Here is a 21,394-nt window from a genome sequence, read left to right on the forward strand (position 1 = left end):
GCTTTCAAAGTGATCACGCTGGGGTTTCTGGTGCGGCGGTTCTGGCTTCCGCCAGCCAGCTTTTGACCAACGTATAGGTTACAGAGAGAATAACGGGGCCGACAAAAATCCCCACAAGCCCAAAGGCGGACAAGCCTCCAATAACGCCCAGCATGATCAGGATAAGCGGCACGTCCGCCTGTTTGCGGATAAGGTAAGGGCGCAGCACGTTATCAATCACAATGGTCAGGACGGTGATAACCAGCAGAACAATGGCGCTCAGCATGTCCTTGAAGAAAAACATCCAGATTACAGCAGGAATAAGTGTTACGCCGGGCCCCGCCTGAAGCAGGCAGGCAATAAAGGTAATGGCGGTGAGAACACTGGCCCATGGCATGCCGGTTATTTCCATCCCTGCGCCGCCCACCGCTGTTTCAACAAGGGCTGTTACCGTCACACCTATGGCCACGCCGCGGATGGTGCGGCCTGCCAGCAGGATCATGTCCTTGCCGCGTTGTTCCGCCAGAGCGTAGCCAAACCCCAGCACCAGTTTGGTGGCCGCTTCACCCTTGGCGTGGAGCGCGGCCATGATGACCAGCGTCAGCAGAAACTGTAATGCAAGCATGCTGAACCCGCCCAGATAATTCAGAACCCAGCGGATAATCTGTCCGGTATCAGGCACCATGTTATCCAGCAGCTGGGGCAGGCGTGCGTTTTCAATTTTCTGCCACAGGGTAATGCTTTTGGGTCCTATCAGCGGCAGGTTGGCCAGCCAGTGTGGTTCGGCAGGCACACGGAACTTCATGGCGGTCTCCCCAAACTGCATCAATTCTGCGGAATGGGTCATGAGGGTGGTCATTGCGAGCCAGAAGGGCAGCACAAATACCAGCAACGCAATCAGCGTGGTGCAAGATACGGCCAGAGCCCGGCTACCCCAGAGCAGTTTCTGTATGCGAAGCAACAGGGGCCATGTGGTTATGCCAATGGTCATGGCCCAGATGGTAGCGGGAAGAAACGGGCGCACCACCCATAGCGAGAACAGGATCATCACGCCCGCCATCAGGGCGGCCAGAACCGCGCGGGATTCCCGCGGCGTAGGAAGGGAGGAACTCATGCGCGGGCCTGTTGGGAATAGATTAAGGGAGGAAAGAAAAATGTCATGCTGAACTGTCTGGCTTGCAGGTGCGTGCTGCACCGGGGTTGAATAGTTCTTCTTTACTCTACCTCCGCGTTGCCTCCCACCCTGTAGTTCTGTAACTCCCTGTGAACGGAAATGGCGCGGAGGTCATGCCAGTCAAGGCAGATTTCAAAACCGCGCAGGTTTGAAAAGAGAGATCATGCCAGAACAGCTAGAACTGCCACCGTCCCAACAGAAACGAAACCTGCGGTTCTGGCTCCTGTGTGCAGGCGGCGGGCTATGTGTCGTAACCGTAGCTTCCGCTGTGGCAGGGTGGATGGCAGTCTCGCATGTCAATCTGGGGCCGTTTGTCGGACGTCGCGCCACAGCCATGCTAGGTCGTCCTGTTTCTGTGGAAGCCCTTTCCGTTACGCCTGGACGGTGGGTGAAGGTGGCTCTTTCAGGCGTGAAGGTTGCCAACATCCCCGGTGGCAGTCAGCCGGATATGGTGCAGGCAGGTAAGCTGGAGGCAGAAGTGAAACTGTCCTCCCTTCTTCACGGTCCCATGGTGGTGCGGCATGTGGCGGGGGAAGGGATTCACGTTCTGGTGGAACGTACGCCTGATAAGCAGCCCAACTGGCGTTTCCAGATGCACGGTCTGCCGGGGGCACATGAGGCGGCCCCGCCAGCGCACCCGCCGACATCCGGCATTACCTCACCGTCTCAGGTGGTTCCAGATGATCGGAGCGCCTATCCCACAGCACTTGATGTGGTTTTTCGGAACAGTGATGTTACGTACCGCACGGCCCATGGGTCCTCATTCCGGACCACGTTGAACAGCGTCAACCTTCAGACAGAAAATGCCACAACGCCTGTCAAATTCGCGGTGGATGGGGCCTATAACGGGCAGCCGGTGCAGCTTACGGTCAACATGCAGTCCTTTGATTCTTTGCGCCACACACACACACCTTATGGCATGGTTGTGCAGGGACAGTCGGGTGATCTGAAATTCACCTTTGATGGCACGGCAACAGATCCTGTGAATGCAGATGGCCTTTCCGGCAAGATCACTGCGGATACGCCAACCTCACGCCCGCTCATGACAATTGCAGGCATGGCCCTGCCACAGGATATTCCCCTGCATATGGAAGGCCAGTTTACCCATGCGGGAAATTTCTGGTCTCTCACACAAGGCAAGGGAATGGTGAAGAACAACGCCCAGAGCATTACGCTGGCCGAACTGGATGAAGGGACACGCGGCCAGCCTGACCGTGTGAAGGCGGATATTGCATTCGATCACCTCAATCTGAACGATTTTCTGGGCAAAGAAGGGGCCTCCAATCCGGCCTCGACCGATATGGTGCTTGATGTGAGCCAGAACCCGGACCCGCTGATAGACGCACATCTTTCGGCCAAAGGCATCACCTACAATATTTACCATTTTTCCGATGCCAGCCTGACAGCCGCCGTAACCCCCGGCGTAATGGCCGTGAAAAATCTTTCTCTGGCATATCTGGGTGCAACCATGACCGCTTCCGGCCAGATTGCGGCGGCCGATCAGGGAAAAGCCCACGTGCAGGGATCAGTTGCCTTAACAAAGGTGGATATTGACAGATTCCGCCGGGCGTTGGGCTTTCAGGCTGTGCCGCTACAAGGGCAGGTGGATGTGCAGATGACCGCCAGCGCCACACAGCACACAGTGAATGCTGTTGTTCAGCAGGCAGATATTGCCGCCGCTGTGGCCATGACCAATGGCGCGCTTGATCGCAAGATTATCCGGGCGGCATCGGCTGATCTGCGCATGTTGTTTCATACTCCGCAGGGCACAACCCCTGTTTCCTGCCTACTGGGTGTTGTCAGTTCTCATGGTGGGGTGGGGCAGGCCGTGCCGCTGCGCATTAAAACGGCGGAGGGAACACTCTCCGCCAATGCGCGGTTCGATCTCAACCGGCGGTGGTTTGATCTGACGTTTGGAAGCCAGGGCAAAACAACGGGCCGTTTTGCGCTGGATATTCCGGTGCAGGTGAGCGGCAGTTTCAGCAATCCACATATCGGGTTGGCACGGTGGTCGGCTGATGGACGGGCCATGCTGGCCCAGAGCGAACGGCTGAACGCCCTGCCAGCCGGGGTAAAGCAGTTTGCGCAGCGCAACGCCTGTTATCGGGCCATAGCGCAGTAACGGCGTTGACGGGGAATGAGGTGAAGGCTTGTTCCCGTCGCTTATCCCTTCTACCGTGCAGATGACAACAAGTTCATATCTGGACGGAACGCATGACAACGTCTGAGACCACACTCGAGCCAGATTACGCGGCCCTGGCCGCGGCACCTGTCTGCGCGGACCCGTTCCCGCATGTGGTGGTGCCGCATTTTATCCGCCAGCAAGATCTGTCACGGCTGTTTGCCGCTATGCCGGACATTCAGGCAGGCGGCTCCTTTCCGCCTGCGTCTCTTTCCCTGTCGCCTCTGGTGAAATCTCTGGTGGAGGCTATGGAAGGGCCAAAACTGCGGCAGATGGTGGGGGAAAAGCTGGGTCTTGCGCTTGAAAACGCTCCGTCCATGCTGACCATCCGTGGCCGCACACGGGAGAAGGATGGCCGAATTCATACGGATTCTCTGGCAAAGCGTGTCACCATACTGCTCTATCTCAACCCGGCTGATGAGACATGGCAGAAACAGGAAGGGTGCCTGCGTCTGCTGCGCGGGCCCCATGATATTGAAGATTACGCAAAGGAAGTGCCTCCGGTGGATGGCACGTTGCTGATTTTTCCCAATGGTCCCACCACGTGGCATGGCCACCGTCAGTTTGTGGGGCAGAGATATACCATCCAGTTGAATTACATGACGGAGGATGCGCGTGCGCGGTCTGAACTCCGTCGGCATCAGCTTTCCGCTGTGGCGAAGAAGCTCGCCATTCCGGGTTTTGGTGCCTGAATTTCAGCAGTTTCTCTTAAAATCATGATCCACCACTCAAGGTAATAGAATGACGGCTTATTCTCCTTCCTCTGGTTCTCAACACAAGGCAACGGTGCGCGGTATGGCAAGGCGGCGGAGAATGACCTCTCTCATGGTGGCGGCCACCATGCTGGCAGGTACAGCCTTGTCCTCTGTTACCTGGATGCCCTCTGCGCATGCACAGCAGGCAGCGCCGCAGCAAGGCACTGTGCCGGGCATGCCGTCCTCCCTAGTGCCCGCGGCGTTAAGCAGCGCGCAGGTCGTGCGGGCCACACTGCCCAATGGGCTGCGGGTGGTGATTGTTCCTAACCGGCTTGCTCCCGTTGTGACAACGGAGATCAACTATCTTGTGGGCTCGGCCGAGGCCCCGGCGGGCTTTCCCGGCACGGCCCATGCGCTGGAACACATGATGTTCCGCGGCAGCAAAGGGCTGGATAAAGACCAGCTTGCAGCCATGGGGGCCAGACTGGGTGGCAGCTACAATGCTGACACAACGGAAGATGTCACCCAGTACTTCTATACGGCGCAGGCGCGCGATCTGCCTATCCTGCTGAAAATTGAAGCCTTGCGCATGAACGGCCTGACCTTGTCCGAGGCTGACTGGAGCAAGGAACGTGGCGCGATTGAGCAGGAAGTCTCGCGTGATCTGTCCAGCCCGGCCTACCGGTATCTGGAGCAGCTTCAAGCCATTCTGTTTGCTGGCACGCCTTATGAAAAAGATGCTCTTGGCACGCGACCATCTTTTGACAAAACCAACGCAACACTTCTGCGCTCCTTTTACGAAAAATGGTATGCGCCCAACAATGCTATCCTGATTATTACGGGTGACATCAATCCGGTAACAACGCTGGATCAGGTGCGTGACATCTTCGGCGCCATTCCGCGCAAGACGCTGCCAGAACGGCATAAAGTGTCGCCTGTCCCGCCATCTGCTCATACCATCGCTCTTCCCACGGATTATCCGGTAGGGTTCGCAACGCTCGCTTTCCCCATGCCAGGCCGTACAGCGCAGGATTTTGCAACAGCGGATATCCTGTCCGATGTTCTGGGGAGCCAGCGTGGCGCGCTGTATGATCTGGTGCCGCAGGGCAAAGCGCTGTTTGCCGGTTTTGAATATGCGCCCAAAAAGGAAGCCGGTTTTGGACTGGCTCTGGCGGCCTTCCCCAAAGGAGCGGATTCCACCAAGACACTGGCTGATCTGCAGGGTGTGCTCGACAAGATCCGTAAGGAAGGCGTTCCGGCTGATCTGGTGGAAGCCGCAAAACGGCGTGAGATTGCCCAACTTCAGTTCTCTGCCAATTCCGTAAGTGGGCTGGCTGCGATCTGGTCCAACGCTCTGGCCTTCCAGAATCTGGAGTCCCCCGGTGATGTGGTTGCAGCCTATCAGGCCGTGACACCTGAAGCTGTTAACCGTCTGGCAGCCACGCTTCTTGATCCGACCCACGCTGTGACAGCCGTGCTGACACCAGAAAGTTCCGGAAAACCTGTGGCCGGAAAAGGGTTTGGTGGGGCCGAATCTTTTGCATCCACCCCAGATAAACCAGTCAAGCTGCCGGATTGGGCGGAAAAAGCCCTGACCCAGCTTGAAAAGCCGGTACCGGCACCGTTGCCTTCCGTCAGTACTCTGCCGAATGGTCTCAAGTTGATAGTCTGGCCTTCCCATGTCAGTCACACGGTTCAGTTGAGCGGCGAAATACGCCAGTCAGCAAACTTGCAGGAGCCAGTGGGCAAGGAAGGTGTGGAGGGCATTACTGAAGCCCTGTTCTCCTACGGCACCACCACGCATGATCGTCTGGCGTTTCAGAAGGCGTTGGATGATATTCCTGCGTGGGAAGATGCAGGCGGAAGTTTTTCCTTGCAGACGCTCACGCCTGATTTTGAAAAAGGCGTTGCTCTTCTTGCGGAAAATGAACTGCATCCGGCCTTTCCGGATAAGGCGTTTCAGGTTGTAAAAATGCAGACGGCTCAGGCGCAGGCAGGGCAATTGCTCTCTCCTGGCTATCTGTTTGGCCGGGCGGTTACAAAAGCCCTTGTTCCCGCCAAGGACCCGGAACTGCGGGAGGCCACGCCAGCTTCCATCATGAGTGTCTCGCGCGATGATGTTCTGCATTATTATCAGGCAGCGTGGCGGCCTGATCTGACCACTATTGTCGTGACGGGGGATATCACGCCAGAAAAGGCGCGTGCTGTGGTGGAAAAGGCTTTTGGTGATTGGAAAGCGACAGGTGCCAAGCCTGATCTTGATCTGCCCAAAATACCGCTCAGCAAGGCATCCCGTGCGAATGTGCCTGATAAAAGCAGCGTTCAGGATGAAGTGATTCTGGCGGAAACGCTGGGGTTGCAGGTTAGTGATCCGGACCGTTTCCTGCTGAATCTGGGTAATGAAGTCTTGGGTGGGGGGCTGTTCTCCTCCCGGCTGTATCGGGATCTGCGGGTTAAAACCGGGTATGTCTATTCGGTCGGGAGCAGTTTTGACTGGAGCCGGACCCGTGGCAGCTATTCCATTGAATACGGCGCAGACCCGAATAAAGTAGGGCAGGCGCGTGTGGCTGCGGTCAAAGACCTTCAGGCCATGCAATCAGCCCCCCCGACAGATGATGAACTGTCTCTCGCTAAAGCGTCTCTCCTGCGTAGTCTGCCGTTGCGGCGGTCCAGTCTGGGGGCAATTGCCCGCCAGTATCTCAGCCTGACAGACCTTGATCTGCCACTGGATAACACGGATAAGGCGGCAGAAGTCTATTACAAGGCGAGCGGCGCAGAGGTGCAGGCGGCATTCAAAAAATGGCTGCGTCCGGAAGACCTGGCTCAAATTGTAAAAGGTCCTGCCCCAAGCTGGTAAGGCAGAAAAAGGGCGTAAAAACCCACGATTGATTTGTGTAAAGAAAGGCGGACAATCCTTCTGAGGTTTGTCCGCCTTTTTTAGCTCAGGATGCTTTGCGTATTTTTACTATTATTGTTAATAGATAAAGAGCTTTTCGAATAATATCCGTTTGATCTGTTTGGTGTCTGGTTCGTGTCTCTAGGAGAAGACAGAAAAGGCTTTCACATGGAGGGATCTAATCCCCCCCCTTTTTTTTAAGACAATTACAACCCAGTGATATTTTGAAATGCAGAGAGTGTTTGATAGGAACTTTCTGTAATCTTTACACACTCCTGTATGCACCGGGCTGGGTTTTATTTTTCCTCCGCCTCTGGGGTGGGGTGTCTGAATTCCATCATCAGTTCCAGATCATAATGCGCGGCTAAAGCTTCCGTTGCCGTGCGGGAAGAGTGGTGAACACGATAACGGCACAAAATTTCGGGCAGATAGCCGGGTGTTAGGTCGTGATCAATAAATTTCAGCCAGAAATCATAATCTTCCCAGCCTTCTTCAATATGAGAAAATCCGCCCACTTTTTCCCAGGCATCTTTGCGGATAAGCGCCATGACATCCACATAATTGCTCTCCCTCATTCGCTCGGGGTCCCAGATATCGGCTTTTCCAACACCCTGCCGGTTCCCGAATTCTTCTATTTGTGTGTACACGGCAGGAAATTTGCCATTAGTAAGGGCCGCATAGGTTTTTTCCAGCGCTGTAGGATAAATCAGATTATCCGCATCCATAATGAACACGGCCTCGGCTGAAGCATGGTCAAAGGCAATATTACGAGAAAAGGAAGGTCCCTGATTACGCGGGTTTGCCAGAAGCAGGGTGCGATAGAAACGATCTGTGTTGTCTTCCATCCAGCCAGAAATGACCTCAATGGACTCATCCTTGGTGGATAGATCATCCACCACAACCAGTTCAATATTTTGGTGTGTCTGGGCAGCAAGAGAGTCCAGACATTCTTCCACCACCTTTGCGTAATTGTAGTTGGTTACGCAGACAGTAATAAGGTCTTTGGGTTTCCGGCTCTTTCTTTTGTGCAGGAATACAGTATCTGGAGCAGGGTCCCAGGGTTTCAGAACGCTCATTTCAATGTGCTCCAAACGGTGGCAATATAGTTTTTCACGTCACGGCTCTTGGATTGAAAAAGATCATCATCTTCTAGAGTATTTATAATATTTTCCTGAATTTCCGCAGCCTTTTTCTGTCCCTCTTCCGACCGGATAAGCCATTCAATCAGGTTGGGCATATGGCGCGGCGTTTCTGCAAGAAAGTGTGTGCCTTCCTTGTAAAGCGGGTGAGGGAAGCACTCCTCTGTCACGACAATGGAACCGGAAGCCATCCCCTGTTTGACAATACGGTGCCATTCGAAAAAACTATTGTCATCTCTATGGATGTTGAGAGAAATTTTTGAATTTTCGGAAACGTAGCGTGGCAGACGTGAAAGGATATCGTAAACGCCCGAAGCAGGAAGTGGGCCTTCTGCTTTTCGGTAATAGAAAAATGTCTGGTAATCTGAAAAAAAACTGGCGGAGCGGGAGAAAAATTTTTCCCTTTTGCGGGATGCGTTGCCGAAGAAACTGACATCAATACTGCGTTCATGAAATGGCCTGAACGGGGATGAGTTTTTCTGTGCGCCTTCGGGCAGCACCCGGAAGAGGGGATGTTTGCGATCTGATGAGGTAAGGAGGCAGTCTTGCATCTCAACGGGTGGGTCAAAATGAAAAACAGGGAGGCCAACATCCGAAAAAGATTTCAGATTCTGGTAGCAGAGATCCATCACGCCAGCAGACATGAAGATGTAAATGATCCCTCGCGTGAACCAGAGTGTCTGTGGCTGCTCTGTATTGAACATAATGGCATTGCGGATGATCTCATCTTTTTTCCAGGGTTCACTTCCTGAAAGAAAGAAAAACTCATGCGGTGCGCAGAAAATACAAAGGTCTGGTGCATCCTGTACGTTTGTTTTTTCCGTTAGAAGTCTGGAATTCAGTCCGCTTTCATTGAGGTAGTCATTCAGACACTCGGAAATTTCCTTAATAAAGGAATTGCCTTCTGAGTGATGAAAGACCCCGATTGTTTTAGGAGCAGGCTTCCTGAGAGATTTGGTAGATATTTCATACTGGACAGGCTTCCGGCATTCAACGCCCAAAGCATGTGCGATTGATCTTTTGGAAAAGATATCGCGGCCTTCTCCAATGCCGTAGAGCAGGGCATGGCGTAGGGGCGAGAGCGTTGTGGAAGCGACATCTCCGTTCATGTTGAGGTAATCATCGGCATTAAAAAATGGATAGTTCTTTAATCTATTAAGGGCGAGCGTAATGGAATGATAGGAATATTCTTGCAGGAGGCCTTTTTCAAAAAAATGCAGATTTTCATTATTTCTTAAATAGTGGGCAAATGGGTTTTCACCGTTTCCGAGTGTATTTTTGTATAAATTGTAGTAAATTTTTGTATTGAAATTTTCGTTTGGGTTTTTGTTTTCTTTATACCCAAATAAAACATAATGTACAATCGGATCAAGACCAGATGTTTCTACATCTGGGTTTTCTGAAGTGTAGTATTCGTAATCAAATTTTTTGGATTCTATTATCGTTTTTATATCTTTTTTATTCCAGGCAGTTAAGGTGGCCATAATGTTTCCTGCGGGTTTGGATCAAGTCTCTGTTGGAATAATGGTACAGCAAAAGCGGAGGTGTGAGAATGCGGACGAGCGCTCGAGCAGCTCCCAAACTCACGGAATGCTTTGCCCGATGAGGTTTTTGAAGGAAGGTGCAGGACGGGGGATCAAGAGTATAGAATATAGTGTTGTCATAACAATATGAACTGTGTTCATCTATAAAAATGTACAATCCCTATAAAAACTGGCGTTAAAGTATTTCAAATAATATAATCTGATTTAAAAGGCGCGCGTTTAAGGTCAATTTTTAAATGTTTTATAAACATAAACATTTAAAAATTGGGAATTGTGCTTTTTGAAACCATGCAAGAATAAAAACGTTTCGATCGTGTTTTTGTGGGTGGACAATAGCGCAGAGGATTGCTTATTTTTTACTATCATATGTGCGATTGTGAGTTGGCGGAATGACCAAGGTTGCTGTTAAGCAAAAACGAGCCGTGAAACCTCGTGTGGTTTCGGAACAGAAAGTGGTGCGGCGGACCGCTACCCGTAAAAAGGCTCCTGTTAGTGAGCCGGTGCAGGACGATGTGGTGGCGGATGCCCCACAGGTTGTAAAACCTCCGGTAGATAACGCTTTAGCAGCAAGCGCGATCGCATTTGATGGTCTGTGGTATCTTGAAACCTATCCCGATGTGAGGGCAGCCGGAATGGATCCGCTGGAGCACTTCCTTGAAAATGGTGTAAAGGAAGGGCGCAATCCTAACCCCCATTTTGATGGTCAGGCTTATTTGCAGGCTAACCCGGATATTGTGGACTTCCCGCCCGGACCTTTCATTCATTACGTATGTTATGGCTTTCAGGAAAAGCGTCCTCTGCGCTAATTCTGGCGTATGTAGCGTGCTGTTGTGGCAGCGCGCTACACTATTTTGTGCTTTGGTCTAACGTATTCCGAAGTATTTCTAGAAATTATAGTGTTTACGAATAAAAATATTATTCTAAATGCCTGGCCTTCTTCGGAAAGGCTTATTTTTCTTCCAAAGAAACATCCGCCGTATCTAAAGAACCTAGAAGCGAAAGCTGTGTTTCCGTAGTGGGGCTATCTGTCTGGTCGAGAGACGAGAGCGTAATTCCTAGTAGGCGCACCCCACGGGTAAGGGGTAAAAGCGGGTTTAAGAGTAGAACTACTATTTCTTCCAGTTGAGCAACGTCCTGAACGGGGTAGGGTAAGGATTTGCTGCGGGTGAGTTGGGTAAAATCTTCGTAGCGCAGTTTCAGGGTAACCGTTCGACCTGAAAGGTTACGCTTGGTGCAGGCCTGCCAAACGGCTTGGCCCAGATGGCCCAGGGCAGAGTGGAGATCGGTTTTGAGCCGGATATCCCGTTCAAAGGTTGTCTCCTTACCAATGGATTTGCGCGGACGGTTGACCTCCACCGGCCGATTGTCTTCGCCGCGCGCAATGCCATGGTAGAAGGATGCGGCTTTTCCAAAATGTTGCACCAATGTGGAAAGAGGCTGTGCGCGTAAATCTGCTCCCGTGTAAATGCCCAGAGCATTCATGCGTGCGGCTGTCGCTGGGCCTATACCGTGAAACGCCGAAACAGGCAGATCAGCCACAAAAGCTTCTCCTGCCCCTGGGGGAATAACAAACTGCCCATTGGGTTTACGGTAGTCTGAAGCCAATTTTGCCAGAAACTTGTTATAAGAAATACCGGCAGAAGCCGTCAGGCCTGTTTCCGCCAGAATGGCAGCACGGATTTCCTGCGCAATAATGGTGGCATAGGGGCGTGGCAATAATGGTTGGGTAACGTCCAGATACGCTTCATCTAACGAGAGAGGTTGGATGAGAGCGGTATAGCGGGCAAAAATAGCGTGAATCTGGTTAGAAACCGCGCGATACACATCAAAACGGGGTGGCACAAAAACAAGGTGTGGGCATTTGCGTTTCGCCACAACCGAGGGCATGGCTGAACGAACTCCAAATGTACGCGCTTCATAACTGGCTGCGGCCACCACGCCGCGTTCCCGGCTTCGCCCTACGGCCACAGGGAGGCCTTGGAGGCGGGGGTTATCACGCTGCTCAACAGAGGCGTAAAACGCATCCATATCAATATGAATAATACGGCGCACGGGGTGGTTCATTATCAGGAACCTAACACATCTTGCGGAAAAATATTAAGACCGGCCAAATCAGAGAAAGCCTAATGCGGCTGCGCTTTTGTTTTAGGTGCACAGGGGTAGGCTTCCATAATGTGCCCGTAGAATAAGCAGCATCGGGCGCGTGAGAGGGGCCAGAGACAACAGGGCCGGGCACCTTTTTCTTCCGGCATAAAGAAAGTGCGCCCGGTCCTGCCGTAGGGATAGGAAGAGGATCGTCTAGGGAGAAATAATCAGAGTGTTTTTTGTGATTTGTGAGGTCGTAAAGTCAGAACAAAAGAACCATTCAGAGGCAGGGGATAGGGAGGCCCCCACCCAGATGGGTTAGTGGGTCACCTGGTTTGGGGTTGAAAGGGCGGTGTCATGCCGTGCTGTGCCCAAAGGCCAGCTTACATGGGTTGTGTCCATGTTGACGTCATGCCACCGGGCGAGTGAAAGGGCAGCAGCCGTTGTGGCGCGCGGGCGCACATAGGCCGATACCATTTCATGGGATGGGCGCCGGGCCAGGGTTTTGACCGCATGGTGCGAAAGCCAGTAGCCCGCACCAGCCAGACAGGCGCCAAGTGTTGTGATGGCGGAAGTCAGTCGCGCCACCAAAGAAGGAAAAGGCAGAAGCGGATGCAGCAGGGAATGGACCTCCGCATCACGCTCGTTCTGGGCGGCTTCTGTTGCCAGCAGTAAATTATATTCTGTGGGGGTAATGGCCAGTGCGCTGCCCGAACGGATATCAAGGGATGGAATTTCAAGTGCTGCCATATGGGTCAACGCATCATGAAAGGCGTTGGCAACGGCCAGAAATTCCTGCCGGAAGCAAGGGAGGAACAACCCTATCTGTCGCCCGCACGATGCTGGGGGAGGGGATGAGACCGTACCGACAAGACGGCGAATGGTCCAGATTGTCAGCCGTTCGCTGCAGGCAAGATCTGTCAGGTAAACCGGTGAACGTGTCATGGCGCATCCTTGAGGGGAAAAGCCCTCATCCTCTATGCTGTGGTCAGTCTCTTTTAGATGAGAACAATTCTCATTTGCAAGATAAAAATCACATTGCATCCTCTCAACGGCGCAAAGGTGGTTTTTCCTCTTTTCTTGTGCGTCGTCATGAGGCAGTACAAAAGCATGTCTTCCCTTGCTTCTCTCTCCCTTCCGTTCCTCCGTAAACTGGAGCCGGAAACGGCGCATGACATGGCGCTTGATGCGCTCATGCTCGGCCTTTCCGTCCCCGTTAAACGGCCGGTTGATGATCCGGCTCTGGCAACCCGTGCGCTGGGTATGCGGTTTTCCAATCCTATAGGCATGGCTGCCGGGTTTGATAAAAATGCCCGCGTTCTGCGTCCGCTTGCCCAACTGGGATTCGGGTTTGTGGAAGCCGGAACGGTTACGCCGCGCCCTCAGCCAGGTAACCCTCGGCCACGCCTGTTCCGCCTTACGGAAGATCGGGCGATCATCAACCGGATGGGTTTCAATAACCAGGGGATAGACCGCTTTGCCGTGCGTCTGGCCCGTCTGCATCGCACTCTGCCTTCCGGGCGTGGCGGTGGGGCGGGGGCACCCGTGGGGGCCAATCTGGGCATCAATAAAACCGGCGCAGATCCAGAGCGGGATTATCCTGCCCTGGTGGGGCGGGTGAAGCCGTATGTCAATTACATTGTGCTCAATGTGTCTTCTCCCAATACGCCGGGCTTGCGGGGCCTGCAGGATGCCAGCCGTCTGAAAGGTATTCTGGATGCCATTGCCCAACGCCATTCGGAGCGCCCGCCACTGTTGGTGAAACTGGCGCCTGATCTGGAAAATGATGCTGTTGGTCCAATTGTTGAGGCCGCTATAGCGGGGGGCGCACAAGGACTTATTGTCACCAACACCACGCTGGCACGGCCGTCTTCCCTGCAAAGTCCATTCAAAGCGGAAAGTGGTGGCCTTTCAGGCAGGCCGCTGCGCCCGCGTGCCACGGAAATGTTGCGTCTGGTCGCGCAGGCGGCAGCCGGACGCATGGCGCTGGTGGCCTGCGGCGGCATAGAAAGCGGCGCGGATATTCTGGAACGTATCCGGCTGGGAGCTGATCTGGTGCAGGTCTATTCGGCTTTTGCCTATGAAGGACCCGCCCTTATCGCGCGTCTCAAGCGGGAAATGCTGGAGATCATGCGGCAGGACAATATTGAGATGCTTGATGATATTCGGGGAACGGCTCTGTAATGGCAGATAGCATGTACTCAATGCAAAGCCTGACTGGTCTGAAAGCTCTGGCTGATCAGTATGATGGCTACATTGTTGATCTGTGGGGCACGGTTCATGACGGCATTCAGCCATATCCTGGTGCCGTAGAGTGCTTGAAAGCGCTGCGTCAGGCTGGCAAGCGAGTGGTTATGCTGTCCAATGCGCCAAGACCGGCAGAAGTGGTCTGCAAGCAGCTTGAAGGCTTTGGCATAGGCCGTGACCTGCATGATGGTGTGATGACCAGCGGCGAGCAGGTCCGCCACCTACTGCGTGAGCGTCATGATCCATGGTTTGCACGCCTTGGTCGCAAAGTTCTGCATGTCGGCGGTACGCATGATCTTGGACTGTATGAGGGGCTGGACCTTGAGCGCGTAGCAGACCCGGCAGAGGCTCAGTTCATTCTCAATACGGGGCCAGATCAGGAACGGGGTGTGGAGTCGGTTGACCCTTATCTGCCGGAACTTCGTATCGGGCTTGAGCGTGGGTTGCCCATGCTCTGCGCCAATCCGGACATGGTTGTGGTCAAAGGCGGCCGCAGGATGATCTGCGCCGGGGCGCTCGCCTCGTTTTATGAGCAGGAAGGCGGCAATGTACGCTGGGTTGGAAAACCCTATGGCGAGATTTATGCACCTGTCTTCACCATGTTGAATGTGCCGCAGGGGCGTATTCTGGCACTTGGTGATGCTCTGGCGACCGATATGCGCGGTGCAGCCGTCGCTGGTATTGATGGCGCGTGGATTCTGGGAGGCATCCATCAGGAAATGCTGGGGGATGATGCTGGTCTGGCAGCGGAGGAAGCCGAAGGCGCGGGCCTGCGCCCGGTAGCAACTCTGCCGCGTCTTGTGTGGTAATCATCCCGGAGGACAGAGCCCTGCGGGAAGAAGGTCACTCCAGAAAGGCAAGAAGAGGCAATGCTGCGGTTTGAACCGTCAAACAGCTAAAGGCGAAGGTTGAGGGAAAAGGGCGCTTGCAGATTCCCGGTGGGGAATGAGGGCGAAAACCCAAAGCATTCAGGTTCACAAAGTCGCCGTCAGACTCGCCTGACAGATTTTTCAAACAGCTTCCAAGTCTTGGATCCATGGAATAAGAGGCAAAAGCCTCTCTGCTGTTAATGCAAGCTCCCCTGCGCCTCAGAGCGCTATGTTCCTTTCAAGGCTGCCTTCTTTTACATCTGTTGAGGAAACACGTTAGGGTCGCGAACGGATTGAGCACGGCCGGAGGTCAGCATTGTTCTGCCAGCCTGTGGACTCTTCGTTTCAGAGGGGGCTGTGGAGGCGTTCCTGCATGTAGCTGTTCAGAAGTCCGGTAGCGTCTGGGCCAGCAAACCGCCCTGCCGGATGGGAGCAATGCGGCGCGCGAGCCCTGTGGCATCATCCGTTTCAACCATGATGCCACACATGGTCGCTTCACCCTCTGCCGGTTGCAGGCGTTCCCCCGGCATTTTGCGCAGAAAGCGCGTCATGGCCGGTTCTTTATTCATTCCGATTACACTGTCATAGTCGCCGCACATTCCGGCATCGGTCTGGAAGGCAGTGCCAGCAGGCAGAATGCGATGATCAGCCGTGGGTGTATGGGTATGGGTGCCCACGACAAGAGAAACGCGGCCATCCAGCACATTGCCAAACGCCCACTTTTCACTGGTGGCTTCTGCATGAATGTCCACCACAATGGCCTGTGTGGTCACACCCAGCCGATGGCGGGTGAGGAGTTCATTCACGCAACGGAAGGGGTCGTCCAGAGGGTCCATGAATAGGCGGCCCATGGCGTTGACCACCAGCGCCTTACGCCCGTCTGGCAGTTCCACCTGAACGCTGCCATGGCCCGGCGTGCCGGGCGGGTAATTGATGGGCCGAATAATGCGGGGTGTGGAACTGATATGGCCGATCAGGTCTCTACGGTCCCAGCTATGGTTGCCGAGGGTGATAACATCCACACCGCCTTCAAACAGGTCTGTGCCGATGGCGGGGGAGAGGCCAAAGCCATGACTGGCATTTTCTGCGTTCACCACAACCAGATCAAGTGCAAGGCTGGTTCGCAGGCCGGGCAGGCGGCTTAACACTACGTCTCGACCGCAGCGGCCAACAATATCTCCAAGAAACAGAATTCTCACGCGCCCGTCTTTCCGTGTGTACGTTCAGTCAAAATGCAGTCTCTCCTTTTCTGTCACAATGCAGGAGAGAGGATGGTCATAAGGCCCGGTGGGAATGTGGTCCACCTCCTGCGCCGCCAGCGCGTAGCCCACTGCATCTGCGTGAGGCAGCGTGGCGAGCGTGCGGTCATAATAGCCGCCCCCATATCCCAGCCGGTTGCCGCGTCTGTCAAACCCGACCAATGGTACCATGATGGCCTGAGGCGTCAGAAGCGGGCCATTTGGCACACACGTGCCAAACCGTCCCGCCTGCATAACGCAGTCAGGTGTCCATACCCGAAATACGAGGGGATGCCCGCGGGGCGGCGTTTCGGGCAACAGGACCGTTCGGCCAGCAGCCGCCAAAGCATGGCAGACGGGTCTTACATCAAGTTCGTGCGGTAAAGGCCAGACACAGGCGATCTTTTCGGCCTCAAGCGCCAGCAGGCTTTCCGATAGTCTGCGGCACAGGAGTGGATCAAGTGCCTGATCACGGTTTTTTAGCGCCGCGAGGCAACGTGCCCGAAGCAGCTTCTTGGCTTCGGCCACCGCCGGTGGATCAGATTGTAGGGGAGAAGAGTGCGGAGCCACCATGGCCGTTGGTCTTTCAACCTCCAGGACCTGCTAGTGCAGGTGGGCGCCGGGTAATGTGACCAGGGCCACAACAGAGCCAGCTCCCTAGGAAGTGCTTATCGGCCCAGGGGATGACTCGCCTGACGTGCCGGACAGCTCCGCCTCTTCTATGTAGGCGCGCTCAAGGGTGGCTGCAATAGCTTCCGCACGTTCTGCCAGATCAATCAGGCGGGATGACGTCAAAGCCTGCTCGGCGCGCATGCGTTCCACGTCCTGTACAGCCTGATTTGTGCTTTCAGGCAGAAGCTGGTCAGAAAGATCCTGAATTTCATCAGCCATCAGCAGAGCAGCCAGAACCAGAACGTGGCTTTCCCCGGTAAAACCAAGGGCGCGTACCCGCTGGGTACGGCGTTCTACCTGCTGGGCCATGGCCTGAACGTGCCGTTCCTGGCCGTTTTCGCACCCTACGGAATAGGCATGGCCATTGATACGGATTGAAACGGTTGCCATAGGTTACTTATCTTCCGGAGTGTCAGTCTGGGCAAGGGCATCACGCACACGGCTGATCAGGGCGTCAACATTGGCGGCCAGTTCCTGCACTTCCAGCCCCTGTCGCTCCTGGCTCTGCTTTTTCTTGTCCAGCGCAAAGGAAATTCTTTGCAGGGCGCGGTCCAGACGCACAATAGGGTCTTCCTGTTCCCGCGGCCCTTCGGCCAGAACAGGCGTGCTGTCAGGTTCATTCGTTTCGGAGAAAGACTGCCCCACGGCCTGGTCCTGCATTCTTTTTTACCCTTCAATTGTTTAGGAATCACCCGCAAACGCGGCTGCGTCAAGCATGGTCATGAAAAAGGCATCACTTTTGTCCCCCTCCTTTCTCCCCCCACACCTGTTTACACTGTATGATTATGCCTCTGGTGTGGCAGTGAGGGAGGCCGCAAGTGCTGCGGGTGTGCCTTTTTCAAAAAACGGGCAACCAATGGTGGGGTTTCTCTCCGCACCCGGCGCAGCGGGGTTCATGGGAGTGCGCTGGTGGCTGGCCCTGATCGGGGAGATGGAAAAACACCTTCAACACCCCTGCTTCCATATTCTGGATTGTGGAGAAAGCCCGGCCTACGCCATGGCGGCGGCAGGCTTGCAGCAACGGATTGTTCTGCAGGGCGATTCTGCCGGAACCCGTGCCGTAAAACGTTTTTATGAGGAGGCCGGAGGTCATGTTTTCATAACACGCCCGCCATCATTTGACCTTATACCCTCATTATCTGTCACAACACATCTTGCCGCGTATTTCACACGCAGTTATTGCCAAGGTAGAGTTCCGGACCTCAACAGCCCGGAAGCCAAGCCAGAGGAAGGATTTCCCAATGACGCTTACCCCCCAGGTTAAGGCTATTCTTGATCAGTACGAGAGCGATAATCCCGGAACAAAAACAAATCTCGCCCGGTTTCTGAATGCGGGTAAACTGGCTGGCACGGGGAAGCTGGTCATTCTTCCGGTTGATCAGGGTTTTGAACACGGTCCGGCACGTTCCTTCGCCGCTAATCCGGCAGCATATGACCCCCATTACCATTTTGAACTGGCAATTGAAGCCGGGCTGAGCGGTTACGCTGCCCCGCTGGGCATGCTGGAATGTGGTGCCGCCACCTATGCTGGCGAAATTCCGCTGATTCTGAAGTGCAACAGCTCCAACAGCCTTGCCACGGAAAAAGATCAGGCTGTAACGGGCACCGTGGCAGATGCGCTGCGTCTGGGCTGTGCAGGGATCGGCTTTACCATCTATCCGGGTTCTGAATACTGCTTCGAGCAGATGGAAGAACTGCGTGAACTGGCTGCTGAAGCCAAGTCTGTTGGTCTGGCTGTTATTGTGTGGAGCTACCCGCGTGGCCCACTGCTGGACAAGCCCGCAGAAACCGCTGTGGATGTGTGTGCCTATGCTGCCCATATGGCTGCACTGTGTGGGGCTCACATCATCAAGGTGAAGCCGCCGCAGGAACTGGTGGCTCTGGCTGCCAACAAGCCGGTGTATGAGCAGAACAAGATTGATATCTCCACCATGCCGGCCCGTATCCGTCATGTGGTGCAGTCTTCTTTTGCTGGCCGTCGTATCGTGATCTTCTCCGGTGGTGACAAGACCAGCGAGGAAGGCCTGCTGAACACCATTCAGGGTATCCATGATGGCGGCGGCTTTGGTTCCATCATCGGCCGGAACGTGTTCCAGCGTCCGAAGGCAGAAGCGCTCGACCTGCTGGACAAAATCATCACCATCTTTAAAAGCTGAAACACGGAAACGTGAACGCAGGATAAGGGGCCGCGAGGGAGGGCCGTTATGACGGCAAGTGATCTGTATCTCGCAACCCCCATCCTGCAGGATGGTGAGGCATTTCTGCCTGATCTGGTGCGGGGGCTGGCTGCGCAGCCTCCGGCCGCTCTTCTGTTACGGCTGGCGGATGCGCCAGAAAGCAGACTCATATCGCAGATCCAGAAAATTCAACCTTTGGTGCAGGCGCAGGATATTGCCCTGATGCTGGAGGATCGTCCTGCCTTGGCCCTGAAGACAGGGTGTGATGGCGTTCACCTCTCCACCGGTTTTGCCGCCAGTTCCGTGCGTGACGTACGCAAAAGCATTGGGGATGCCCTGCAACTGGGAGTTGCCGTGGGCGCCAGCCGTGATGCGGCCATGCGTGCGGGCGAGGATGGTGCTGATTACGTGTGTTTCAGTGCTGAAGGCGCTGAGGGCACGGCACAGGATGAGGACGAGCCGGAAGACCTTACCGCACTTGTACGGTGGTGGTGCCTCATGATGGAACTTCCCGCCGTTGTTCTTGCGCCAGAACCAACTGATGTTGCCGGTTTTGTACAGGCCGGAGCAGATTTTATCATGCCCGCAGCAACGTTCTGGGCACACCCGCAGGATTGGCCTGGTTTGGCCTGAGCGCCGCCATAGTTCGGCCATTTGTTCCCGTCATGTCTGCTGGCAGTTCTTCAGGCTGAAGGGGATGCGTATTTTCGCTTACACTCCGTACAGTCTATGGATAAGGAAGTAAGGCTCATGATTAACAAAACCACATTTGCCGCAGTGTTGATGGCTGCCGGACTGGCTGGTGCCGCCTCTGCTCAGGCCCAGAGCTGGGGCAGCATGGGTAAGGATGCGCTCTCCAGTGCCACAAGCAGCGCAACCAGCAGTGCGAAAAGTGCGGGCATGGGCATGATGAGCAACATGCTCCCCAGCCTTTCTTCCGCCAGCACCAGCAATATTACGGGTATTCTGGGTTACTGCGTGCAGAACAATGTGCTGCAGGGTGCTCAGTCCACGGCGGCCTCTTCCGTGCTGGGTAATCTAACCCAGAAGGACAGCATCACGTCTTCCAGCGGCTATAGTGCTGGTCAGAACGGCCTGTTGCAGACGGGCAATAACCAGATGTTCTCGCTGGCTAATCTGAAGGGTGAGCTGAAGAGCAAACTGTGTAACATGGTGCTGAACAAGGCACAGTCCTTTCTCTGATCCATAGTCTCTCAAGCTTTCTGAGAAAAAAGCCTGCTGGTGAAAACCGGCAGGCTTTTTTGTTGGCAGAGATTTTTACAGACCGAGAACAGCCTTTAGTGAGAAGCCGCTTCCTGTCCTTGCAGAGAAGGCGGCATGGAAAGGCTGTCCAGCCCTGCGGAAGGAGCGCGATGGCCCGGAAGGGGCTGGCTGGCAGGTGCCACAGCAAGAGGTTGCTTGTTTACCGGAGCCGCTTTCCGAGCTGTGCCGGAGTGAACCTTGATTCCATGTGGGCGCGGCGTGGGCGGTGTTGCAGGAGGTGCCACAGGTGGCAGGATCAGGGACTGGGTGAAGTAAAGCATGCCATTTGATTGCGGAATGCCCGTAACCCATAGGCGGGAAGTCATGCCTTCTCCATTACCCAGAATAATCTGGCCTGTCGGCTGATCCACCCAGGCGGAAAGGATGTGCCCGTTCAGTGTGGGCAGTCCTACGGAGTGAGTTGGAGAGGCCGCGGCGGCAGCCCGTAATTGGGAGACGCTCCATTTCCCCTTCACAATGGAATAGCTCAGAATTTCCTTGAAAAGAGCAGTATTTTCCGGGGCCGTGAGTTTGCCGCCGGTCTGGGTATTGTATTGCTCCAGCACGGCGTTAGGAATGCCGAACACTGTAAAGGGGCCATCCTTTTGTAGAATGGGCAGCAGGCCGGTTATGGTCAGGCCATGCGTATAATCGGCAAGCTCAATAGAACTTTGAACGGTTTCTGAAAGAGGGCGGTCACAAAACGCAGGTGTTTCCGGGTCCGCGTAGGCAATGGCGCTATCTGGGGCGTTCTTGCTATCAGCGGCCGCAACTTTGCGGGGCTCGTAGGTTCTGGTGCCGGATATGGTGGGCATCATGTAGGCGCAGGTGCCAGTAGGTGTTTTGAAAACATCCTGCCGTGCCTTGCTCTGGCAGGCAGAAAGCCCAGTTAACCCCAGCAGGGCGGTGCCCAGCAGAAACGGCTTTAAGGCGGCTGGTGTAAAAAAAGCCGTTTTCAGATGTGCTGCCCATGCGCGGGGATGCCGCATAATCGTCTCCCATAAAATCATGCCAGAAAAAGAAATCTTAAAGGCTTATGGCAGACTGTGCCGGAATGGTCAGCACCCATCGCCCCGCATGGTCCAGGCGGAGACCACACCATTCACCAGTTCAAATGTGGTCTGGCACGTATAGGTATAGGCCGTGGTTGGAAAACCGCCGCCCCACTTTTCTTACCCATTGGCCCGCCAGCCAGGCCGCCCTTGCTTGCCGTGACCCCGCCAACCCGCAGGTT

20 protein-coding genes, 1 other RNA gene and 1 pseudogene are annotated in these 21,394 nt (G+C 54.6%); 11 read left to right on the top strand and 11 right to left on the bottom strand.

What is annotated here, in order from left to right; translation table 11 throughout:
• Nucleotides 1-13: 13 nt before the first annotated feature.
• Nucleotides 14-1,093, bottom strand: coding sequence for an AI-2E family transporter (locus AD944_RS13400; protein ID WP_045542583.1), 1,080 nt, complete (start codon nt 1,091-1,093; stop codon nt 14-16).
• Nucleotides 1,094-1,316: 223 nt separating this feature from the next.
• Between AD944_RS13400 and AD944_RS13405 the strand changes: the two genes are divergently transcribed.
• The 3 genes from AD944_RS13405 (at nt 1,317) to AD944_RS13415 (ending at nt 6,887) form a co-directional block, all read left to right on the top strand.
• Entirely contained in the window at nt 1,317-3,275 is a 1,959-nt protein-coding gene (locus tag AD944_RS13405; protein WP_052427185.1) for an AsmA family protein, read from the top strand.
• A 92-nt stretch (nt 3,276-3,367) separates the two neighbouring features.
• Entirely contained in the window at nt 3,368-4,027 is a 660-nt protein-coding gene (locus AD944_RS13410) for a 2OG-Fe(II) oxygenase family protein (protein WP_045542553.1), read from the top strand.
• A 121-nt stretch (nt 4,028-4,148) separates the two neighbouring features.
• Complete coding sequence (locus tag AD944_RS13415) at nt 4,149-6,887, top strand: M16 family metallopeptidase (RefSeq protein WP_408735886.1); 2,739 nt, start codon at nt 4,149-4,151, stop codon at nt 6,885-6,887.
• Between the two features lie 335 nt (nt 6,888-7,222).
• On the opposite strand, the gene AD944_RS13420 is transcribed toward AD944_RS13415, so the two are convergent.
• Both AD944_RS13420 and AD944_RS13425 read right to left on the bottom strand, forming a co-directional pair.
• Nucleotides 7,223-8,002, bottom strand: a complete 780-nt coding sequence (locus AD944_RS13420; RefSeq protein ID WP_045542554.1) for a glycosyltransferase family 2 protein — start codon at nt 8,000-8,002, stop codon at nt 7,223-7,225.
• A complete protein-coding gene (locus AD944_RS13425) occupies nt 7,999-9,549 on the bottom strand; it encodes a CgeB family protein (RefSeq protein WP_045542555.1) in 1,551 nt (516 codons plus the stop codon). The genes AD944_RS13420 and AD944_RS13425 overlap by 4 nt, the downstream gene beginning before the upstream one ends.
• A gap of 482 nt (nt 9,550-10,031) precedes the next feature.
• On the opposite strand from AD944_RS13425, the gene AD944_RS13430 reads away from it, so the two are divergent.
• Nucleotides 10,032-10,415 carry a hypothetical protein gene (locus AD944_RS13430; protein ID WP_052427190.1) on the top strand — a complete coding sequence of 128 codons (384 nt, stop codon included), beginning with the start codon at nt 10,032-10,034 and terminating at the stop codon, nt 10,413-10,415.
• A gap of 142 nt (nt 10,416-10,557) precedes the next feature.
• Here AD944_RS13430 and dinB read toward each other — a convergent pair whose 3' ends face one another.
• Entirely contained in the window at nt 10,558-11,673 is a 1,116-nt protein-coding gene (gene dinB / locus AD944_RS13435; protein ID WP_045542557.1) for a DNA polymerase IV, read from the bottom strand.
• A gap of 339 nt (nt 11,674-12,012) precedes the next feature.
• Complete coding sequence (locus AD944_RS13440) at nt 12,013-12,639, bottom strand: hypothetical protein (protein WP_231551924.1); 627 nt, start codon at nt 12,637-12,639, stop codon at nt 12,013-12,015.
• Between the two features lie 165 nt (nt 12,640-12,804).
• Here AD944_RS13440 and AD944_RS13445 point away from each other — a divergent pair, with 165 nt between their 5' ends.
• Nucleotides 12,805-13,878 (top strand): quinone-dependent dihydroorotate dehydrogenase, encoded by a 1,074-nt coding sequence (locus AD944_RS13445; RefSeq protein ID WP_006557141.1) that lies wholly within the window; start codon nt 12,805-12,807, stop codon nt 13,876-13,878.
• Complete coding sequence (locus AD944_RS13450) at nt 13,878-14,750, top strand: TIGR01459 family HAD-type hydrolase (RefSeq protein WP_373317184.1); 873 nt, start codon at nt 13,878-13,880, stop codon at nt 14,748-14,750. Before AD944_RS13445 ends, AD944_RS13450 begins: the two co-directional genes overlap by 1 nt.
• 443 nt (nt 14,751-15,193) lie before the next feature.
• Here the strand turns inward: AD944_RS13450 and AD944_RS13455 are convergent, their stop codons facing one another.
• The 5 genes and pseudogenes from AD944_RS13455 to AD944_RS13475 all read right to left on the bottom strand — a co-directional run bounded on the left by AD944_RS13455 (nt 15,194) and on the right by AD944_RS13475 (nt 17,380).
• A complete protein-coding gene (locus AD944_RS13455) occupies nt 15,194-16,009 on the bottom strand; it encodes a TIGR00282 family metallophosphoesterase (protein ID WP_035382433.1) in 816 nt (271 codons plus the stop codon).
• 24 nt (nt 16,010-16,033) lie between these two features.
• Complete coding sequence (locus tag AD944_RS13460; RefSeq protein WP_045542558.1) at nt 16,034-16,621, bottom strand: 5-formyltetrahydrofolate cyclo-ligase; 588 nt, start codon at nt 16,619-16,621, stop codon at nt 16,034-16,036.
• Nucleotides 16,608-16,762: non-coding RNA, 6S RNA (ssrS, locus tag AD944_RS13465), on the bottom strand. Before ssrS ends, AD944_RS13460 begins: the two co-directional genes overlap by 14 nt.
• Nucleotides 16,754-17,110, bottom strand: a pseudogene (locus tag AD944_RS17755) (cell division protein ZapA); the annotation flags it as partial. The gene ssrS and the pseudogene AD944_RS17755, both read right to left, overlap by 9 nt.
• Before the next feature lie 3 nt (nt 17,111-17,113).
• Nucleotides 17,114-17,380 (bottom strand): hypothetical protein, encoded by a 267-nt coding sequence (locus AD944_RS13475; RefSeq protein ID WP_045542559.1) that lies wholly within the window; start codon nt 17,378-17,380, stop codon nt 17,114-17,116.
• Between the two features lie 61 nt (nt 17,381-17,441).
• Here AD944_RS13475 and AD944_RS13480 point away from each other — a divergent pair, with 61 nt between their 5' ends.
• From AD944_RS13480 to AD944_RS13495, 4 genes are all read left to right on the top strand, one after another.
• Nucleotides 17,442-17,984 (top strand): hypothetical protein, encoded by a 543-nt coding sequence (locus tag AD944_RS13480; protein ID WP_052427186.1) that lies wholly within the window; start codon nt 17,442-17,444, stop codon nt 17,982-17,984.
• Nucleotides 17,962-18,876 (top strand): class I fructose-bisphosphate aldolase, encoded by a 915-nt coding sequence (locus tag AD944_RS13485; RefSeq protein ID WP_006557148.1) that lies wholly within the window; start codon nt 17,962-17,964, stop codon nt 18,874-18,876. The genes AD944_RS13480 and AD944_RS13485 overlap by 23 nt, the downstream gene beginning before the upstream one ends.
• A gap of 48 nt (nt 18,877-18,924) precedes the next feature.
• Nucleotides 18,925-19,530, top strand: a complete 606-nt coding sequence (locus AD944_RS13490; RefSeq protein WP_045542561.1) for a thiamine phosphate synthase — start codon at nt 18,925-18,927, stop codon at nt 19,528-19,530.
• Nucleotides 19,531-19,647: 117 nt separating this feature from the next.
• Nucleotides 19,648-20,100, top strand: a complete 453-nt coding sequence (locus AD944_RS13495) for a DUF2501 domain-containing protein (RefSeq protein WP_045542562.1) — start codon at nt 19,648-19,650, stop codon at nt 20,098-20,100.
• A gap of 95 nt (nt 20,101-20,195) precedes the next feature.
• Here the strand turns inward: AD944_RS13495 and AD944_RS13500 are convergent, their stop codons facing one another.
• Nucleotides 20,196-21,149, bottom strand: a complete 954-nt coding sequence (locus AD944_RS13500) for a fasciclin domain-containing protein (protein ID WP_169794923.1) — start codon at nt 21,147-21,149, stop codon at nt 20,196-20,198.
• Between the two features lie 57 nt (nt 21,150-21,206).
• Between AD944_RS13500 and AD944_RS17285 the strand changes: the two genes are divergently transcribed.
• On the top strand, nt 21,207-21,394 hold a 188-nt coding region (locus tag AD944_RS17285), incomplete at its 3' end, for a hypothetical protein (RefSeq protein WP_211263337.1).

This window comes from Acetobacter tropicalis, from assembly GCF_001580915.1.
GTDB classification, from domain to species: Bacteria; Pseudomonadota; Alphaproteobacteria; order Acetobacterales; family Acetobacteraceae; genus Acetobacter; species Acetobacter tropicalis.